This is a genomic window from Pseudooceanicola profundus, assembly GCF_054919315.1.
Genome location: NZ_CM142898.1, coordinates 1,345,839 through 1,365,381 on the forward strand (window position 1 = coordinate 1,345,839; position 19,543 = coordinate 1,365,381).

At 60.8% G+C, this 19,543-nt stretch carries 16 protein-coding genes; 9 read left to right on the forward strand and 7 right to left on the reverse strand.

Going from position 1 to position 19,543, the window contains the following annotated elements; translation table 11 throughout:
• Positions 1-211: 211 nt before the first annotated feature.
• Both ACX9MO_RS06195 and ACX9MO_RS06200 read right to left on the reverse strand, forming a co-directional pair.
• Positions 212-1,234 (reverse strand): hypothetical protein, encoded by a 1,023-nt coding sequence (locus ACX9MO_RS06195; protein WP_462213914.1) that lies wholly within the window; start codon positions 1,232-1,234, stop codon positions 212-214.
• A gap of 14 nt (positions 1,235-1,248) precedes the next feature.
• Positions 1,249-2,079 carry a protein NO VEIN domain-containing protein gene (locus tag ACX9MO_RS06200; RefSeq protein ID WP_462213915.1) on the reverse strand — a complete coding sequence of 277 codons (831 nt, stop codon included), beginning with the start codon at positions 2,077-2,079 and terminating at the stop codon, positions 1,249-1,251.
• 455 nt (positions 2,080-2,534) lie between these two features.
• On the opposite strand from ACX9MO_RS06200, the gene ACX9MO_RS06205 reads away from it, so the two are divergent.
• Together ACX9MO_RS06205 and ACX9MO_RS06210 are read left to right on the forward strand one after the other, a co-directional pair.
• Positions 2,535-3,476 (forward strand): TniB family NTP-binding protein, encoded by a 942-nt coding sequence (locus tag ACX9MO_RS06205; protein WP_462213916.1) that lies wholly within the window; start codon positions 2,535-2,537, stop codon positions 3,474-3,476.
• A 59-nt stretch (positions 3,477-3,535) separates the two neighbouring features.
• Positions 3,536-4,228: a TniQ family protein gene (locus tag ACX9MO_RS06210; protein WP_462214427.1), complete on the forward strand. Its 693-nt coding sequence runs from the start codon at positions 3,536-3,538 to the stop codon at positions 4,226-4,228.
• Between the two features lie 34 nt (positions 4,229-4,262).
• Here ACX9MO_RS06210 and istB read toward each other — a convergent pair whose 3' ends face one another.
• The 3 genes from istB to ACX9MO_RS06225 form a co-directional block, all read right to left on the reverse strand.
• Positions 4,263-4,991 (reverse strand): IS21-like element helper ATPase IstB, encoded by a 729-nt coding sequence (gene istB, locus ACX9MO_RS06215; protein WP_462212531.1) that lies wholly within the window; start codon positions 4,989-4,991, stop codon positions 4,263-4,265.
• Entirely contained in the window at positions 4,924-6,489 is a 1,566-nt protein-coding gene (gene istA, locus ACX9MO_RS06220; RefSeq protein ID WP_462214428.1) for an IS21 family transposase, read from the reverse strand. Before istA ends, istB begins: the two co-directional genes overlap by 68 nt.
• A 72-nt stretch (positions 6,490-6,561) precedes the next feature.
• Positions 6,562-7,542, reverse strand: coding sequence for a hypothetical protein (locus ACX9MO_RS06225; protein ID WP_462213917.1), 981 nt, complete (start codon positions 7,540-7,542; stop codon positions 6,562-6,564).
• Between the two features lie 70 nt (positions 7,543-7,612).
• Here ACX9MO_RS06225 and ACX9MO_RS06230 point away from each other — a divergent pair, with 70 nt between their 5' ends.
• The 7 genes from ACX9MO_RS06230 (at position 7,613) to ACX9MO_RS06260 (ending at position 16,932) form a co-directional block, all read left to right on the forward strand.
• A complete protein-coding gene (locus ACX9MO_RS06230) occupies positions 7,613-9,031 on the forward strand; it encodes a Mu transposase C-terminal domain-containing protein (RefSeq protein ID WP_462214429.1) in 1,419 nt (472 codons plus the stop codon).
• The gene (locus ACX9MO_RS06235) at positions 9,028-10,005 is read left to right on the forward strand and encodes a TniB family NTP-binding protein (RefSeq protein ID WP_462213918.1); all 978 of its coding nucleotides are present in this window, start codon (positions 9,028-9,030) and stop codon (positions 10,003-10,005) included. Before ACX9MO_RS06230 ends, ACX9MO_RS06235 begins: the two co-directional genes overlap by 4 nt.
• On the forward strand, positions 10,002-11,876 hold the full coding sequence (locus tag ACX9MO_RS06240) for a TniQ family protein (protein ID WP_462213919.1): 1,875 nt from the start codon (positions 10,002-10,004) through the stop codon (positions 11,874-11,876). Before ACX9MO_RS06235 ends, ACX9MO_RS06240 begins: the two co-directional genes overlap by 4 nt.
• Positions 11,877-11,999: 123 nt before the next feature.
• The gene (locus tag ACX9MO_RS06245) at positions 12,000-12,968 is read left to right on the forward strand and encodes an RNA-binding protein (RefSeq protein WP_462213920.1); all 969 of its coding nucleotides are present in this window, start codon (positions 12,000-12,002) and stop codon (positions 12,966-12,968) included.
• 339 nt (positions 12,969-13,307) lie between these two features.
• Positions 13,308-14,813, forward strand: a complete 1,506-nt coding sequence (locus ACX9MO_RS06250; RefSeq protein WP_462213921.1) for an AlbA family DNA-binding domain-containing protein — start codon at positions 13,308-13,310, stop codon at positions 14,811-14,813.
• Between the two features lie 654 nt (positions 14,814-15,467).
• Positions 15,468-16,106: a DUF1326 domain-containing protein gene (locus ACX9MO_RS06255; protein ID WP_462213922.1), complete on the forward strand. Its 639-nt coding sequence runs from the start codon at positions 15,468-15,470 to the stop codon at positions 16,104-16,106.
• Between the two features lie 16 nt (positions 16,107-16,122).
• Positions 16,123-16,932: a DUF2182 domain-containing protein gene (locus ACX9MO_RS06260; RefSeq protein WP_222491167.1), complete on the forward strand. Its 810-nt coding sequence runs from the start codon at positions 16,123-16,125 to the stop codon at positions 16,930-16,932.
• Positions 16,933-16,967: 35 nt separating this feature from the next.
• On the opposite strand, the gene ACX9MO_RS06265 is transcribed toward ACX9MO_RS06260, so the two are convergent.
• On the reverse strand, positions 16,968-17,930 hold the full coding sequence (locus ACX9MO_RS06265) for a Gfo/Idh/MocA family protein (RefSeq protein ID WP_462213923.1): 963 nt from the start codon (positions 17,928-17,930) through the stop codon (positions 16,968-16,970).
• A 185-nt stretch (positions 17,931-18,115) separates the two neighbouring features.
• Positions 18,116-19,072 carry a DUF808 domain-containing protein gene (locus ACX9MO_RS06270; protein ID WP_462213924.1) on the reverse strand — a complete coding sequence of 319 codons (957 nt, stop codon included), beginning with the start codon at positions 19,070-19,072 and terminating at the stop codon, positions 18,116-18,118.
• Positions 19,073-19,543 lie beyond the last annotated feature (471 nt).

Below are 19,543 nucleotides of genomic sequence, written 5' to 3' on the forward strand. Positions count from 1 at the left end.
GTGACTTCGTCACATCCGCCCCTCAGGCAGTTTTTCAGGGCGTTTTCTACAAGCTGAGCCTTGGCCTTCCGTTTCCAGGAACAACCAGTGGAACGAGCAAACCTGCAAGCACAGTTGGAGCATTCTCATAAGAAAAGAACTGGTCGAACTCAGCACTGGCGCCGCAAAGCCGACCTTCATGAAAATCGCAGCGAGTGTCCGGAATCCGCCCTTACAAGCCAGGTCGACCTCCTCCGCAAACAGGACATTTTCGTTGAAAGATATCGGATCCGTTGGCGCCGTAGCGGTGGCCACAATCGTGGCACTCTAACAGATAGACGACCTGGTTGTGATCATTCCCGGGGAGACCCGTGCTATGCAGAACCTGCTGCCGGTTTCTGCTTACGTATCCGGGCTTCGTGGTCGTCCCTACATCGCGGCCAACAGCCGTTCGGCGGCGAGCGGATTTCTGTTGTGGCGGCCAGTTTGCGCCCAAGATCCAGCCTTCGACGGCGGCATATCCAGCGATTGCTTCCGGCTGGGGCGGTTGAAGAGCTGCACTGAGCATTCCTGTCAGGTCGGCGTCCTGCAGCCAACGTGCAATGGCGTAGGCGTCGTGCTGATCCTGGGTTCGGTTTTCGCGCGGGTAGTTGGCGCTCCAGAGCCGTGGGTAAGCCTCGACGATCACTGATTTGCCCGCGGCGGGCTCCCATTTGTCGAAGGGCCAGAAATGCAGTCCCGGGTGTGCCGCCCGGATCCGCCTCAGCCACGGGATTCCGGCATGTGTAGATTTCGCGACAGACCCTTGGACGTCGAAGTGAAACACCGATTTCGCCGAGCCGGTTGCCTCTTCCGTCAGTCGGCGCCATGCCCGTTGGCCACTGCGTGCGGCGCCGTTTCCGACACTCCCGTCCCTGATGAAATCTACATAGGTGTGCGGGGCATCCGTGGGCCAGTGAGTGCAGAAATCCTCCAGGAAGACATCCCAGTCCGGGGCGATACCGTGCTTCTCGAAATAGCGCATAGGGAAAGAAAAGCCGTGATCGATGCCGACGATGGTTGGGATGCCGGGGTCGAGCTCCGCGATCAACCACTCGGCCAAGCCTCGGCGCGTCCAGTATTTCCTCGGGCTGGGTGGAGGCTGGACCTCGACCGGTGGGCCATCGTCTTGGGTTTCGTAGATCCTGAGACCTTTCAGGCTGGTTTCAGCCGTCTGAGCGCCTGAATAGTCGATGCCGATCGTCCGGCGAAACATGCGACTTTCGCCTGTCATTCGAAGCTCGCCCGAAAACTTGTGGCTGTCAGCGAGACATGTGCGTCCAGCGGGGGCCGCAACTCGAACGCCTTGGGATCCCGGGCGAAGTCGTGAAGGCGGAACAGGTGCCAATGGTCTCGCCTTTCATCTGCGACCTCCAACTCGTTGCGGGAGATATGGAATGGCGTGCGTTCCCATCCGTTGGTCGTCTTCACCTCGATCAACCGATCCTGCCCATCAGGCGTAAAGCTGGCGATGTAGTAGCCCAGACCGTCGCCGTCCTCCTTCGACACCCATCGGACGCGCCGGGCGAGGTCATCTCGGCCATGCGAGTCCAAGGTCGCACGCTCATGATGAAACACACGCTCTTCCCCGGCGGAGCCCAGGGCGCGGTTGCGCTCATCGCGCCCCGCGGCGTCGAAGCGGCGGGCGATACGCTGCATCTGTTCCAACTCGTCCGGCGGCGGTGCATTCCGCAGGGTGGGGGCTACGCCAATAAAAATCGGTGCGGGTTCGGCCATCTGGCGCTTCTCCCTCCGATGCAGCGCGTTCTCCCACTCCGGGTGTTGCGCCAGCCAGCGGGCCGCAGCCTCGGCGAGCGCAATCTGGAAGTTGAACCGGGGCGCATAGCCTTTGATGATTGGCAATCCGAGGCCGCGCATGGCGGCGGAGACGTTGCACATCTTGAACTCGATGGAACCCCGACTGCGGTCGATCTGGTCCTGCAACGCGCGGTTCTGGGCGGCCTTGTTGTAGCGCCGACCCGATAGCTCGTCGCTGAGCATCGAGAAATACACTGCCACCACAGCGTCATTTTCAAAATTGGACCAATCCGTTGTTTTCATGTTGGCACGGTAAGAGGTGCCGAAGGCCTTGTCATTCCGAAAGGTGACGCTGTCTGGAAGCGCCGAACATATGTCTGCGCGATGGGTCATCGGCATTGATCGGACAGCGAACCATGTGCCGCGAATAACGGACCTATCTCCGCGATTCCGGATTTCATGTGAAATCCTCTTCCTCTCCATGCCACTCGGCCAACCTCTTGAGCGCGACGAAAGAGGAGAACTGTCATGAAGAGCCGGACACGATCGCGCAGAGCCAGCCGAAGCTCGACATTCATCGTCAACTGAGGGCCCGTCCGTCCCGACAGCAGCGAAAATGCTGACCTCAGCGAATGACGTAGCGTCACTTCAATTTCCGCAGAAATTTCGATGAACGCACTTCCCGGGTACAGGCCGGCGGGTGATCGAAACGACGCGCGTCGGCTGGCGGAAACCAACATTTTTCGGAGCCCAAAAGCATGGCAAAGCTCGTAACCGATCCGTTCACCATGATTGCGGACCTGCGCGACACCTACATAACGACACCCCGCGACAGGATTCTCCAGCAACATCTCGACCGTCTCCTGCGGCACGACGCCGAAGGGCTGCCGCTGGCGAAACCCGTGACGTTCACGTCGACGGGAGACACGCACGGCATCGTCCTGGTCGAGGGGCCCGGAGGCGGAAAGACGTCACTGGTGCATCAAGTTCTGAAGAACCACGCCGCATTGCAAAGCGATGACCCCGCATGCAAGCCATGGGTCGGCGTGCGGGTCCCGAGCCCCGCGACCCTGAAGAGCCTCGGCCTCGAAATCCTCAGGGAGACCGGATACCCGGAGGTTTCGACATCCCGCAAGGAATGGGACATCTGGCGCCTCGTCCGTTTCCGCATGCAGGAGCTCGGGACGGTCGTGCTCTGGATCGACGAAGCGCACGACCTGTTCAGGGCGGGCAAGGGCATCGAGGATATCCTGAAGATGCTGAAGTCGGTCATGCAGGGGGAGGGGGCGGTCATCCTCATCCTCACCGGCATCGACACCCTATGGAACATCGCGTCCTACGACGACCAGGTCAAAAGGCGCTACTCCAAGGTCACGCTTCCTGCGATGTCCGCCTCCACCCACGAGAAGATGCTGCGCGGCCTGATGGACGGGTTCTGCACGAAGGCGGCTCTCGAGCCCCCGGCGCATGCGGACCTGATCGCGCGGCTGGTCTACGCGAGCCGTGGCCGCTTCGGCCGCTGCATCGAGAACATCATCGCCGCGATCGAAGTGGCGCTCCTGAACGGCGACAGCCAGCTTACGGCGCAGCATTTCGCGTATTCGTGGGCGATGCAGGAGGGGGTCATGCCCGGCAAGAACGTTTTCCAGTCTCCGCGGTGGGCCGAAATCGACCTCACCAAAGTCCACGAAGCCGCGTGAGGTTCATCTTCATGGCAATGCTTTCACCTCACATCGCCCATGATCCCGCAGAATCCCTGATGGGGTTCGCCACCCGCCTCGCATCCCGCCACACCGGCGGTCGGACCGGGGCTTTCTTGCGAGACAACGGGATCAAACTCCCGGCACTCGCGCGCGGGGAAGCCGATGCCGTCCATCGGCTGGCGGCTTGGGCTGGCGTTTCGCCGGCCCAGCTCTTCGCCAACGCCCCTCGGAGCCTGGACCGGCGGCACTACGACCTGCGCGGCGAGGATGTGTCGGCGGAATTCCTGTCGTCGCCACATACCGTATTCTGTCCGGCGTGCCTGCTGGCGGATGATCAGGCATCTGCTGGTCGCACCGGTGAGCGGCGTCACCAGTGGATCTGGCAACTGGCTGTCGTTCGGACATGCCCATACCACGGTCTTCCCCTGATGCGTCGCAAGGCGGATTTCTCGGGGGACCGATACCACGAGCTCGCGATCATGGTCCCTGAAACCGGCGACGATCTCGCGGCTCTGGTCAGTGAGCTTCAGCCACGTTCGACCTCGCCACATCAAGATTACGCCGTCGGGCGGCTGGAAGGGAAGCAGGGCCCTGCCTGGCTCGACGGCGAAGGCCTCGAGCAAGCAGTTCGTGCAAGCGAAATGCTCGGTGTGCTTGTCCTGTTCTGTCAATCGGCAGCGAACTTTGACCCCCTATCGGCGTCCAATAATGACCCCCTCGTTTGGCACAGCTTGCCCGGGGCGGCGTAGCCCCCAAGTCGCGCAGCCGGCTCGGGCAAGCTGATCAGGCGCGTGTCTTAAAGCGCCAGCTCTCGTTGCCGGTTTCGATGATGTCGCAGTGGTGGGTGAGGCGATCCAGAAGCGCGGTCGTCATCTTTGCATCGCTGAAGACGCTGGGCCATTCACCGAAGTCCAGATTGGTGGTGACGATGATCGAAGTGCGTTCGTAGAGGCGACTGATCAGGTGGAACAGCAGTTGCCCGCCTGTCTGGGCGAATGGCAGGTAGCCAAGCTCGTCGAGGATCACGAAGTCCATCCGGCAGAGGAGATCGGCGATGCGTCCTTGCCTGTCGTCGCGTGCCTCGGCATCGAGCTTGTTCACCAGGTCGACAACGTTGAAGAAGCGGCCCCTCTTGCCGCTGCGGATGCAGGCCCGGGCAATCCCGACAGCCAGATGCGACTTGCCGGTCCCGGTGCCACCGATGAGCACGACATTACGCTGCTGCTCGAGGAACTCCGCGCTGACGAGGTCGCGCACCAGCGTTTCATTGACCGGCGTCTCCTCGAAGTCGAACTCGTTGACTTCCTTGGCAAGTGGCAGCTTCGCGATGGTCATCTGGTATTTGATCGAGCGTGCCTGCTTCTCGTTGATCTCGGCATGCAGAAGGTCGCCCACGATCTGCTGAGGTTCGTGTTGGCGCTTCACCGCGGTCGCGATGATCTCGTCATATGCCGCCCTCATTCCGTAGAGCTTGAGCTGGCCCATCGCGTCCAGAACCTTTGATCTTTCCATGATCTCGTCTCCTGAGGCTGTCGTAGCGGGTGCAATCGGCAACCGGCTGGCAGCGTAGGCGCAGCGCGTCCGGCGTGGTGATTGTCAGGGCTGGCGCGGGTTCCCGACGGCGCGCCAGAATGTTGAGAACAACGGCGGAGGAATGCACGCCTTCCTCGAGCGCTTCAGCGCACGCTGCTTCGACAGCATCCAGCCCATCCGTCAGAACCGCGCTGAGAACATCCACCATCTGCCGATCGCCATTGGGTGCTCTCCCCAGCTTGCGTTGGACCCGCCGCATGGCAGGTGGCAGCTCCCACTCCTTGAAGGGGGCACCATTCCGCAGGGCACCGGGCTTCCGTGCGAGCACAGGGATGTAGTGCAGCGGGTCGTAGACATCTTTGCCGCGTCCGAAGACGCGCGCATGCTCACCCACGAGCTTTCCATCCTGCCAGAGCTCGACGCGTTCAGCATAGGCGCGGATCTCGACGGGACGGCCGACGGCATGAGCCTCGACCGAGTAGCGGTTGTTGTCGAACCGGACGAGGCAGGTCTTCGAGACCGAGGCCGGCACCGCATGGTATCCGTCGAAGGGGCCAGCATAGGGCACAAGGCTTGGGCGCTCAGCCTCGAAGACGTCCCAGGTCGATCGCTCGCGCAGCTCGGGGTGCGGGTGGGACTTGGCCCAGGCCAAGCAGCGATCTCGCAGCCAAGCATTCAGTTCGGCAAGGCTTTTGAAGCGCGGTCGCGGCACGAAGAAGCGCCGACGCACCACACCGACCTGGTTCTCGACCTGGCCTTTCTCCCATCCCGATGCAGGCGTGCAGGCCACCGGATCGACAAGATAGTGCCCGCACATCTGTTGGAAGCGGCGATTGTAGGCACGCTCCCGGCCAACGAAGATCGTCTCCACCGCTGTCTTCATATTGTCGTAGATGCCCCGCGCACAGGCGCCACCGAAGAATGCAAATGCCTGGTCGTGTGCGTCGAAGACCATCTCTTGCGTCTCGCGTGGATAGGCCCTGACGAAGAGCATTCGACTATGGCACAGCCGGACATGAGCGACCTTCACCGTCATGGTCACACCATCGATCAGGACGATCTCGTGGCTCCAGTCGAACTGGTAGGCTTCTCCAGGCGCGAAGGTCAGCGGCACATATGCGGAGGCTGTTGCCTCGCGTTCCGACTTCGCCCACGCCGCAGCATAGCGCCGCACCGCATCGTATCCGCCTGCGTAGCCGAGGACCTGCAACTCCTCGAACAGACGGATGCGGGTGAGCCGGTCGCGCTTGGGCTTGCGCGCGTTCTCCTCAAGCATCCGATCAAGCTCGGCCTTCCAGGGGCCGATCTTCGGCTGCGGCTGGACACTGCGCTCGTAGGTGAGTTCCGTCACACCAGAACGGACCACTTTCCGGACGGTGTTCCGCGAGACACGCAGGTCACGACAGATCTGCTTGATCGATTTGCCGTCCTGGAAATACGCCCGACGGATCTTCGCGATAGTCTCCACGACCAACATCCCAAAACTGCTCCCGGTTGTTCCCGGGAGCATGATGACCATCAATGTAAGGGGGTCATTTTTGGACGCCGATCACCCCGCTACAGGGTCAGTTTTCCATGCCTGTTCACAGTCCTGTTCGGCGCAAAGCCGAACCTCGACAAGCTCACCGAGGACGATTGGGATCGTGCGGGCGCCGCAGGTTTCGCCATCACTTCCCAAGGTGAAGAAGGTATCCGTCGCGCTCTCGCAGACATCCACGCACGCGCAAGCCGGAAGGGGGGCAAGCTTGGTCCCCAGGCCGTGTTCGGGCGCCTGTATCAGTGGCTTTCGCGGTCCCGAGCCAAGAAGGATCCTGGGGACATCAAGCGGATCCTTCGTGACTACATCGTCGAAAACATGGAAATGCCCGCGGGCGCACCTGTGCTTGGCGAGAAGCTCGCTGAGCGTCGCCTTCATACTTACGCCACTCTCGCCAGCGAGAGCAGCCTGGACCCGCGCACGCTCCGGCACATGCTCATCGCAAAGCGGCTCATTCCGGACACTGCGACCCTCGATAGCAACCACGTTTTCGACGCCACCCTCGGTCGCGAGGTTGCGCAAAGTGTCCGCCGGATCGTTCCGATTTCGCGGCTGCCGAAGCTGCTTGGCTGCACACGTCCTCTCGCACAACAACTCGTTGCCGAGCGGATCCTGACACCGATCGTCGACGAGGTCTCGGATGCCCGGGGCCGCAAGAAAAAAGGTATTGATGCAAAGGAGGTCGAGGGACTGCTTCGCCGACTTCGCGCGTGCGCGAACTCGGTCGAGAAAGTTCCTGGAGGAATGGTCGATCTCGCGAAAGCGGCGATGAAGTCGAACGCCCCAGCGGTCGAGATCGTACATCTCATCTTGGGCGGGTGCCTTCAGAATGTGGTGCGAGTGGTGGGCGTGGACGGGTTCGCCGCGATCCACTTGGACCCGGTCGAAGCCAAGGTGGCGGTTTCCGAGATCATGACTGGTTTGTCGCCAGCGGAAGCGTTCGCCCTGCTTCGTATATGCCAGCTTCAAACGACCCTCCAAGAAAAGTGTCATTCGGCAGGCAAAGCGGGCGTTTCGGCTGGCCAATGCCTTTCGGGTAGACCGCGGCCTACCGGCTTTGGCAGTGCCGTCCGACAGTACCATCTACAGGGAGATCAACCGTCTCGAGCCCTATCATGTCATGTGCCAACGCCAGGGGCTGGAGGCGGCCAACAGGCATTTTGCAATCATTGGAGAGGGCCTCAACGTCCTGCGTCCCGGAGAGCGGCTGGAGGTTGATGAGTGGAAGGTCGATCTGATCACCTTTTTCGCGGAAGCCGGCGTGTTCGGGCATCTGACCGAAGAACAGATCAAGACGTTGCCGAAGGGGCGCCGCTGGATCTACGTGGTGATCGATGTCCGAACGCGGCTGATCCTCTCGGTGAAGGTATGTGCTGCCCCTAACACTGAAGACGCGATTGCCGCGTTGGACCTTGCGACGCGCGACAAGACTGAACTGGCAAAGCTATTCGGGTGCAAACTGCCCTATTGGCCGGGGACTGGATTCGAGACCGTTGCCTCTGACCAGGGCGTTGCCTTTGCGAACTTCGACTTCCGGGCTGCTGTGACTGACCTGCGTGGTACGGTCATGTTTCCTCCCGCGGGCGTGCCCAAGTTGCGGGGGCATGTCGAACGATGTTTCCGGACCTTCGGTGTGGAGCTGATGCAGTGCCTGAGTGCGCGCACGTATTCGAATATTGTTGAGAAGGGCGACTTCGAGCCTGAAGACTATGCGGCGCTTGCCGATGACGAGCTGACACGGATCTTGGTGCGCTTCGTTGTCGACGTGTACAACAACAAGCCCCATGGAGGCCTTGGTGGGCAGACACCGCTGAATTGTTGGCGGGAGCTGTGCTCAACGGTCGGGAAGCCCCGGCAGCCGGGCCGGTTCGAGCGGCTGGGTGCGTTCGGCCGGAAGTATACCCGGACCATTTCCGGGCGCGGTGTTCGATTTGCTGGTATCTTCTATACCTGCCAGGCGGTGGAGGACTACTTCCTCTCCAACCCTGATCTCGAAGTCGAAATCCGGGTAGATCATGAAGACCTGGGGCTGATTGAGGTTCACCTTGATGGTGTATGGGTCGTGGCGCGCACCCGCGCAAAGGGGTTCGACGGCCTGTCTCTGGATCTTTGGACGGAAGCCTGCACCAACCTGCGGCGGCGTTTCGAGGCAGAGGCGGAGCTGACGCAAGATGTCATTGATCAGGCACTCGCCGATTTTTCGGACGAGGATCGTGCAGCCTCGCAACGGCTTGGTATTTCCGCTCTCGCGCCGACACGGGCCGACGTCGAGCGTAATCGGCAGCAGCTTTGGCTTGGTCTGGATGTCGTTGCCGGGCACTGTCCTGCGGTTTCCAGAAAGAAGCGTGGGCTGCTGTCCGGCGTGATCCCCAAGGCCGAGAACGCGCTTCCGGCACCCCCGACCGTTCTTCCATCGGAAGATGACATGGCCAGTACCCCTTCTTCCCAACGGCCGCGGTGGCGCATGGAGGAGGGTGAATGACCCGTATTTCACGTGAGGAGGTCAGCCACATCGTGGCTGACCTTGAAAGCCGCTTCATCGCTCACGACGCCTATCGTGACCTCCAGGATCAGATCGATGACATCTTTTATCGCCGTAAGGCGCACATGGCCGCCGGGCGGATGCCCGCGGAACGGGGCATCGTTGTTATCGGGAATGCCGGGGCTGGCAAGACGGTCAGCACCAAGCATGCTTTGGAGCAGCATCCCCAAATATCGTATGGGTCGCCCCTGCGAGAAGCACTGACCGTTCGGCTTGAGACTGGCGCAACGATCAAAGGGGTTGGCGTCGATACTCTCGATGCCTTTGGATACGAGAGTAAGAGCGAGCGTAACGCGCATTCCATCTGGCAGCAGGTGATGCGCCAAGCCCGTGCGCATAAGACCTTGTTCTTTCATTTCGATGAGGCTCAGCACATCCTGAGATCCAAGTCGAAGCATGATCTGGACCAGGTTATGCTCGTGTGGAAATCCTGTCTGGAATACGCGACCTGGCCTGTCAGCCTGATCTTGAGTGGGACCTGCGAACTCCTGGACCTGATCAATCGGGATGATCAGCTAAAGCGACGGTTTGAGCCCGTTCATTTCGCCCCGATGACATACGCCGCGCATGGCCATGAAGTCGTCGGGGTGCTGGAGGCCTATCTCTCGGCAGCGAAGCTGGGACGAGGTCAGTCTTTTCAGGCTGCGTCCTCCGTTCAGCGTCTGCTACATGCTTCCCGGTACGAGTTCGGGCTGACGACGCGACTGATCATCGAAGCCATCAAAATCGCGTTGCTTGAGGGGAGTGCTTCGGTGGAACAAGCGCACTTTGCGACCGCCTATCGCAAGCAGAAAGGCTGTGTGGACGCATTGAACCCCTTCATCGTGGAGAACTTCCGCGCCATCAACACCGGGCAGCTGTTGGGCGGCGCGGACCTCGAGGCGCCGCCAGTCAAGACGAGGGGCGCGGCATGATCCGTCGCTTACCGATCCTGGTAGCGTTGGTGCCGGGGGAAACCCCGGCCTCCTTCGCGTCACGGCTGGCCTGGGCCAACGGCCTTTCTTTCGCATCGGAGTTTTGTGCTGATCAGGGTTTTGCGCTGCAATCTCTTGCTGATGGCAAGGAGCGCGCGCTGTCCATCCTTGCTCAGCTTGGTGGTGTCGACCGCGCTGAGCTCTTGCGAGGGCTCGTGACCAAGACCTCGACGGGTCAGTACCTGGTCGCCGGGCAACTTGTTGAGAAACGGTGGATCACTCGTCGGCGGCTGAGGTTTTGCCCGAAATGCGTGGCCGAAGACATAGCTGCGTCTGCGGCCGGTGGTGCCGCCCAACGGTGCGTTTGGCACATCCCTTCGATCCGGGCCTGCCCGCAGCATGGATGTAGGCTCCACGAGGACGACAGCTATTCGCATAGCCGGGGCCCACACGACTTTGCTGGCCGCATTCGCGACCTGGGGCTTGAGCCTGAGCAACTGGAACAACTGGTCGTTCCTCAGGCACCTACCGGTCTGGAAAGTTATCTGGCTCGCAGAATGGCAGGTGAACGCCAGGACCGCTGGCTAGATGATCTGGGCTTCATCGCCGTTGCACTCGGTGCCGAGATTCTGGGTATCGTAGACCTCTTTGGGGTGGGGGCGAAGCCGAAGTTCTTGTCGGCAGGCGACAAGAGCCAGGCAGGTGCGCGAGGCTTTGAAATCTTGTCGCGGGGTGAGCGCGGGCTGCGGGATTTGCTTGAGGCGATCCATCGTGACGCTGGATCGCCGGTCTCCCTGTCCCGCAGGCACTATGGCTGTCTGTTCAACTGGCTGGAGCAGTCACACGCGGATCAATATGAACCCTTAAGAGCCATCGTGCGGGATTTCATGGCGGAGACGTACCCCATCGGTGAAGGGGACATGCTCTTCGGCAAGCCTTGTGCCGGTCGGCGCGTCTACAGTGTCGAAGCTCTGCGTCGTGATCTGGGACTGGGATATCGTCAAACGTTGGAGCTGTTGCAGGCCAACGGCTTCCTGACGTCTGGTGGCGATGTCGGCAAGGGCGCGCTTCTCGATGCGCGGGCGCTGAAGCCGATCGTCGAGCGCTTCTCCGGGGCCATTTGCCAGGTTGCTGCGCAAAGAAGGGTCAATGCTCCCAGGGCTCAGTTCGATGCACTCGTTGCGGGCGGTATCCTGTCACCGATTGCCGGATCGCCCGTCGGGCGTCCATATTACGATGAAGGCCAGCTGGATGAATTTCTTGCCAGCATCAGACCTCGTGTCGAACTGTGCGAAGGTGACAGCGGTGCTGAGCGCTTGGTCGGGATTCAGACGAGCTGCCGGAAAGCCGTCGCAGGCGCGGCTGACGTCGTTCGCTTGATCCAGCAGGGGGCGCTGAAAACTGTCGCCAAGTCATCTGAGGGAAGTGGCTACCTGTCTGTGCGGCTGGACCCACAAGAGGTTGCCGAGGCGTTGCGTCTGCTCAAGCCAGAAGGCTACCTTCGGTCCACGCTAGCACGTTATCTGGGAATCAATGAAACTGCCGTCCGGTATTTGGTGGAGGTGGGCTACCTGACGCAAGTTCGGGCACGGCACCCGCACTCGCGGAAGTCGATCAAAGTTGTGACCTACGAATCCGTCGATCGTTTCCTGGAGCGATATGTCCCCTGCAAACATCTTGCTGAATTCGAAGGGGAAGGCACGCGGAGTGTTGGTGATCAGCTCGAAGCAATCGGGTTGAAGCCGTTGCCATTGTCACCAGCGGGTAGGGGGCGTGTCTTCTTGCGCGCGGACGTGTCCAATGGTCGAGAGGAAAGGGAAATAATCTCGCGATTTGAGCAACACGATGAGGTCGCTTGGCCTGACCTGTGATGTCTGGTTTGATCAATGGAGCGACCGTTGTTCAGCTCGTCTATGTAATCTGCGGCAGACGCAGTATAAGCCTCTAACGCTCACTTTGTACACCGCAGGGAATTTTGAAAGGCTTGACGAACCGTGACTACAATTCTTGAAAATGCGGCTAACTCTATAACGCTTGGTATCGAAGATATTCAATCAGACGACCCAAAGAGAGCATTGAGCGCAATCCGTAACTTTTATGCGGGAGTCCTTTTGCTGGGTAAGGCATGTTTGCTGAATCAAGCGAAGAGTGCCGATCCTGAATTGATACTAGCAGCAAAGTACAAAGTTGTTCCGGATGGGGTTGGAAATATTCGGTTCGAGGCCAAAGGGGCATCCACGATTGATGTTCATGATCTCGAGCAAAGGTTCAAAGACTTCGGAATAAAGTGGGTAACAGGGGACGCCAAATCTGCGTTTGCCGCTCTGCGAAATACTCGAAATGCCGTAGAGCACTCTTCGCATTCTCACTCCCAGGCAGCTATCAAACAGACGGTCGGTGCTTGCTACCCAATCGTAGCTGATTTCTTTGACATCTTGGGCGAAAGCCCAGCAGGTCGCTTGGGAGAATCGTGGACGTTTATGGCAGAGCAGGAACAGCTTTATTCGAAACTTGTCACAGGCTGCCTGTCTTCTCTGTCGAAACTACCCTGGGCCATGTACTTGACCAAGAATGATCCAGCGGCATGCCCGGCTTGCGGTCTAGGTCTTCTGACGCAATCAGATCCTGACAACAGTGATCCGCAGCGGATCGACGCCATTTGCCACGGCTGTGGCGCTACATATGGTACTGAAGATTTTGTTGAGCTTCTTGTAAAGGACATCTTCTTTTCTGACGCGTATCTTGCGATGACGCAGGGTGGAGAACCTGCTTGGGTCGAATGTCCAGAATGCGATCGCGAGACCTTCGTCCTCGCGATAGATGAGCCGTTTTGCTTTTTTTGCGGTTACGATCCCAAGGGAGAATGTCGAGTGTGTGGCCAGAGACTAACACCGGGTATCGAAGCCGATATGGGTGGTGATCTCTGTCAAGGTTGCTGGGAGGAGACATTCATACATCAGTGAAATTGCAGCCTTCCGGGTTTCCCAACGTTTCGGAGCATTGAACGAATGACGAGAATGGGTAGTGTAGCGGACGTTCGGTGCTCCAACGCCGCCGTCGCAGCCCGCGTCATCTATTGGTCATTACCCGTTACCGCATTGCGATGGTTTAGAGGTTTTTGGCCTGCGAGTGAAGTTTTAGCTCTGTTAGTGGGTAGGCTGATCAGGCTTTGGATGGCCACATGCTGTGGGTGTATCGCCGTATGCACTCGAGCGTGTCAATGATAACTTCCGTTGAAGTATGCATCTGGCTATTCTCCGAGGGATGAAAGTTGACGTTGTTCCATTGCGATAGGTATCTAGGTGGCCAGAAGCATCACTGATGAAGAAATCGGCTTAATAAAGGCCTTGCTCGCCAGGGGCGAGCGTAATGTAGATATACAGTTCTATTTCAACCGGCAAGATAGACCAGTTAACTCCGGGCGCATAAGCCAAATTCGTAATGGAACATATGGGCCAAACGTCCCTGCTGCATCACAAGATGACCTCGCAGCCTTTCTTGATAATTTCAAAGCTGCTGCGATTGGCATCGCGAATCAAGGCGCAGCCACACTGACAATCGCTGAACGTGCTGCGCAGCGATTCGAGCTGAAAGTTGACGGAAACTGGTATTTAAGTGATGGGGAGACGAATGATCAGGAGTGCAAGGCGGAGTTCGACCCCAAGAGAATGAATCCCCTTGTTAGGGCAATTGCTGCGCTAGCGAACAATAAAGGTGGGTTTATTTTTCTTGGCGTAAGCAACGCAGGATGCCAAGTTGTCGGGCTGCCTGATGATGTGTTTGACAATACCGATATTGTGCGAATAAGCGACAAGGTGAAGACCTTTTTAGTTCCAACGCCAGACTTCGTCAAAGAGACCATCCAGATTGGCGGCATGAATGTCGGCGTTCTGTATGTCGAGAAGTATAGCGTGCCTCCGGTAGTGGTATGCCGAGATAGCGACGGGCTGGAAGACGGTAGCATTTTATTTCGTTATCCTGGGCAATCGTCAAAAATAAAGTTTGGCGATCTTCACGCGATGCTTCGGGAGAGAGACCAAGCCAGCCAAAGTGTGCTGCTTCAATCCGCTCAACGACTTGCTGACATTGGTACTGATCGGTCGCTCATCGTCGACACAAATGCTGCGACCATGGAGACTTCCGACATGAAGCTTACCATTGATCGAAAGCTGGCTGACCAGCTAGACTTTATTCGGCAGGGTGAATTTGAAGAAGTTGAAGGTGCTCCCGCTCTTCGCCTCGTCGGAGACGTCAAGGCAGTCGATGCCGATGGTGAGGCCTTGGAACGTATCGAAGGACGTGCGCTTACTGCCGACGGCGTTTTACAAGCCTTTCTGACCAAGGCGCACGTTCGGACGCCTTTAGACTATGTTACCGTATCTGCCCAAGTTCAGCGCCAGTGGTTGCCGATGTTTTGCTTTTTGAACAATGCGGGGGCAACGAAAGCTCAAGCAATTGAGGCATTGGGTGGAACCGTAGCGGTCTACGCAAACAGCAAAGCCAACGCGTTGGAGCGATTGAGAGGTGAAAGAAGCGCGTTCAGCGCCGCCGGAGGGCAAGCTGTGCCAATTCTCGCAAGGATGATTGACGCGGATTTCGCAGGCCTTTTAGAGGAAGAAGATGATCGTGCGATCGCCAGAGCAATTCAGGCGCTACCGGACGGGTTTGACAACTTTGAGCCGGTGTACGACCTCCTTCTGAACCTGTTTGATAGCGCTGGACCTGATAGCGCGAGAAAGGGCGGTGTCTTTAAAGCCTCTGCACGTTTGGATGAACTGGCGTTCTTGCCGTTAGTCGCTGATGAATGAGCGTTCTCCCACATAGGTGAAGTTGGCAGGCTTTCTAGCAATAGGCCGGTAGGCTGAGCTGATCGCTGCGGTGGTATTCACCTGCCGGGCAATACCGTACGTCGCCGCGAAAGGTAGGTTCGATTGTATTGCGCGGTAGCGATGGCTGTCGTGCAGAAGCCCGGAGCAGTACCTGAGCTTGTGCCCGAAGAGGGGTTTCCGCTGCTGCCGCACTGCCAACATACGTGGAGTGTCCTGGCTCGCCCCAGAGAAAGGCAGGACGGTCCGCCCCTTGGTCGCATCAAGCTCTTAGGATTAAGGCCATTCTTTATGAAATTTTGTATCAATAAGATGTGCCCTCGTGACCAGTTTATATTGAAAATAAAAGGTTTTTTAGGTGCGAATAGTTCATGTCACATGGAGCGCCACATAAGCCCACTCAATATCGCACGAGTATCCCCCGCGCCCCGACCGCGGGGCGTGTCCTGCCCTGCTTGGCCGGTCAGCACCACAGCGCGGCGCCCAGCCACGGGCTTCGTGCAGGCATGCTGTCCTCCGTCGCCCCCCTGATCTGACCGGATTTCGGCCTGAGGCTGGCCGCCATTTATTCACGAATCGTGAATAATTATGTTACAACCGGTATACAGCTGGCGCAGTTTTCATAAGGAATTTGACATGACACCCTGGGAAATTCACGGCTTCGAACTGGCGAACTGCAACTGTGACACGGGCTGCCCGTGCCAGTTCATGTCGCTTCCGACCAAGGGCCATTGCGAGGCCGCGGTCGCCTTCATCATCGAAAAGGGGCACTACGGCGATGTCGACCTCTCCGGCACCAGGCTGGCGCAGGTCTTCAAGTGGCCCGGCGCGGTGCACGAGGGCAATGGCACGATGCAGACGATCATCGACGAGAGCGCGACGCCCGAACAACGCGACGCGCTGGAGAAGATCGCCACCGGGCAGGACACCGAGGACATGGCCACCTTCTGGTGGGTCTATTCCGCGATGAGCCCGCACAAGCTCGAAACCCTCTACAAGCCCCTCGACATCAAGATGGACTTCGACGGCCGCAGCGGCTCCGCCAAGGTGCCGGATGTCTTCGAGACCGCCTTCGAGCCCCTGACCAACCCGATCACCGGGGTCGAGCACCGGGCGCGGATCAACCTGCCCCACGGGTTCGAATACCGGTTCGCAGAGGTCGCCAAGGCGACCACCACGACCACCGGGGCAATCGCGATCACCGAGAACACGGGCAGCCACGCGCATTTCTGCGAGCTGCACATGAACAACGCCGGCGTCCTCGAAGCGGCCTGATCCGGGCGCAGACCAGATGCAGGACATTCCCCTGATGGAACGCGCCCTGCGGCGCGACCGGCTGCTGCTAGTCGCGCTGATCTCGACGCTGTTCCTGTTGGCCGGGCTCTACACGCTCCTTGGTTTGGGCATGGAGATGACGGCGCTGCAGATGACGGCCATGCGCGACATGCGGGACATGCCGGGCATGGCGACACCGGGGGCGTGGAGCGCGGGCCATGCGCTGCTCGTCTTCCTGATGTGGTGGGTCATGATGGTGGCGATGATGCTGCCCAGCGTGGCCCCCACGGTGCTGCTCAACGCGGCGCTTCGGCGCCATGCCGGGCAGGCGCAGGCGGTCCCGGCGATCTCCGCCGCCTTCCTCGGCGGTTACCTCGCCGTCTGGGCGGGGTTCAGCCTGATCGCGACGCTGACGCAATGGGCGCTGGAAGCGCGCGGCATCGTCTCGGCCACGATGATGACGCTCATCGACACGCTGCCCGGCGGGCTGGTGCTGATCGCCGCGGGGGCCTTCCAGTTCACCCCGCTCAAGGCCGCCTGCCTGACCCAGTGCCGCGACCCGATCCGCTTCCTCACCGACCGGCGGCGGCCCGGGGTCACCGGGGCCTTCCGCATGGGCATGGACCACGGGACCTATTGCCTCGGCTGCTGCTGGTTCCTGATGGCGCTGCTCTTCGTCGGCGGGATCATGAACCTCTACTGGATCGTCGGCCTCGCCGCCTTCGTGGCGGTGGAGAAACTGGCGCCGCAGGGCGCGCGGATTGCCCGCGTCACCGGTGCGGCGCTGATCCTCTGGGGCGCGGTGGTCGTGATCCGATCCCTCTGACCACGCCCCGGGATGACCTTCGGATCAGGCCCCGATCAGCCCTGACCGCGCAGCATCTCCTCCACGAGGCGCTGCACGTTCAGCGCCTCGCGCGGGGTGGCCAGCCGGTGCGGCTGCCCCGCCACGCAGAGCAGCAGGTCGTCGAGCTGCGCCCGCAGGGCGACGGCGCGGCGGTCTTCCGGAAGCTCCGCCACGGGGACGAAGACGCCGCCGTCCGAAACCGACCGCTCCGAGAAGTTCGAGACCCGGTGGCTGGCCCGGCTGCCCTTCACGGTGAACTCCTGCCGGTCCGGCTGGGCCCCGCCCACGCTGGCAAGGATCGACACGGGCACGCCTGCGCCGCTCTCCAGCCGTGCCAGCAGCGCGGTTTCGCAGAGCGCCGGATCGGCGGGATAGGTCGGATGCGCGAAGACCACCGACAGCGGGCCGAGGATACGCTGGGTGAAGAAGAGGAAATGCGACAGCACCTCGCGGGTCATCCCGCCCTCGTCCCGGAAGCGGAGCCAGTCGGCCGCGACCTGCCAGTCGCGCGGCCAGGCGGCATAGGTGACGACCATGTCGACCCCGGCCAGATCGCCCATCTCGCCCGCGGCGGCCGCGGCGGAGATATGCGCCAGCGGTTCGCCGGCGGCCTGGGTGAAGTTCACCGCGGCGCGGATGCCCCCGGCCTCCAGCTGCGCCACGAGGTCCTCGCTTTCGGCCACATCGACGCCGAGCGGTTTTTCGAGGAACACCGCCTTGCCCCCCGCCGCAGCGGCGAGGGCGTAGGTCTTGCGCGGCACCGGCGGGCAGGCAAGATAGACGAGGTCCGCCGCCGCGATCGCCGCCTCGGGCGAGCCTGCGATGGGCGCCTCGGGCGCGATCGCGCGGGCCGCGTCGCAGGCCTCTGCCGACGGGTCCCAGAGCGCGACCGGCGCATAGCCCTCGTGGCGCTGCATATGCTCCAGCATCCGCCGCCCCATGATCCCCAACCCGATGATCGCTACCTTGACCGTCATGTCCGCTCCTGATCTCCTGCGCCGCGTGGCGCGCCCTTTTCCCGGTTCCTCGCACAGTTGCAGGGCGGGGTGTAGGTTCTATCGCACACGACCATGCGTCCGCCACGGGCCATCCATGGCAGATTGGCGCGGGAGCGGCGCAGGACCGGGCAACGCGGCGGAGATGCCGAGGGGACGTGCAGGTGTCAGTGCTGGCCTTCGGCGCTCTTCTCGCCCGAGACGAGACTGATCACCGCGGCCAGCACGCCGCCGACCACCAGCGCCAGCACACCGGACAGCGCCGCCGTCACCAGCCAGTTCAGCGCCCCGCCGATCGCGGGCACCGCATGGGCCGCCACCTCGGCCAGATGGGCGATCCAGTGCTCGGGCGCGTCGTAGCCGTAGTGCGCCATCCCGTGCAGCAACAGGCTGCCGCCGACCCAGAGCATCGCCAGCGTGCCAACCACGGTCAGCGCCTTCAGGAAGGGCGGCACCGTGCGCACGATCCCGCGCCCCAGCCGTCCGAGGAACCGGTCCTCGAACCGTTTCGCGAGGGCGAGACCGAAGTCATCGGCCCGCACGATCACGGCCACCACGCCGTAGACGCCCAGGGTGAACATCACCGCGATCGCCAGCATCACGCCGACCCGGACCACCATTTCCAGCTCGGACACCTGCGAGAGCGTCAGCACCATGATCTCCGACGACAGGATGAAATCCGTGCGGATCGCGGATTTCACCGTCGCGTTCTCCACCGCCTCGGGGCTGCGCGGTGTCTCCGCCTTGGAAGGCCCGTGGTGGGACACGAGGCCCAGCATCTCCATCACCTTCTCCGCCCCCTCGAAGGCGAGGTAGAGCCCCCCCAGCATCAGGAGCGGCTGGATCACCCATGGCGCGAAGGCGCTCAACAGCAGCGCCGCCGGGGTGATCACCACCGTCTTGTTGAAGAGCGACCACTTGGCGATGCGGAAGATCGAGGGAAGTTCGCGCCGGGGACTGACCCCGGTCACGTATTTCGGCGTCACCGCCGCGTCGTCGATGACAACGCCGATCGACTTGCTGCTGGCCTTGAGCGACTGCGCCGCGATGTCGTCGAGGGAAGCGCTCGCCATCTTGGTGAGGGCCGCGATGTCGTCGAGGAGTGCGAGAATGCCGTAGCTCATGGTGCCCTGCGGTTGTCCGTGTTCCGGTTGACTATAGGCGGCGAGCGGCACGCGGCCAGTGCTGACAGCCCCAGCGTGGGCAATTCGCACCACGCGGAGGGTGTGACGCCCCCCGGAATGGCCCCTGCCCGCCTCGCAGCCGCGTCGCGGACGACGGCCCCTGCGCCCCGCCGGGGATCGCAGAGCGGGGCATGTCCGGCCCGCCGCAGTGCGGCGATGGATTTGCGCAAACCCGCCACACCCCGAAAGGTGTATTTCGCGGGCTTCTATTAAAGGTTGCATTTTGAGCCAAGTCCGGCATCCTGAAGACGGGCACACATATGTTAAAACAAGTCCAACGTGCCCGCGTGTTTTTTGGCAGGTACCCGCATGTTGCGGGATGGTTACGAGTATGATCGCAGAAGGACTTCTCCCCTAAGCAGACCACACCGCAGGTGGGTGCATCCGCACCTGTCCTGTCCGCGTCCCCAC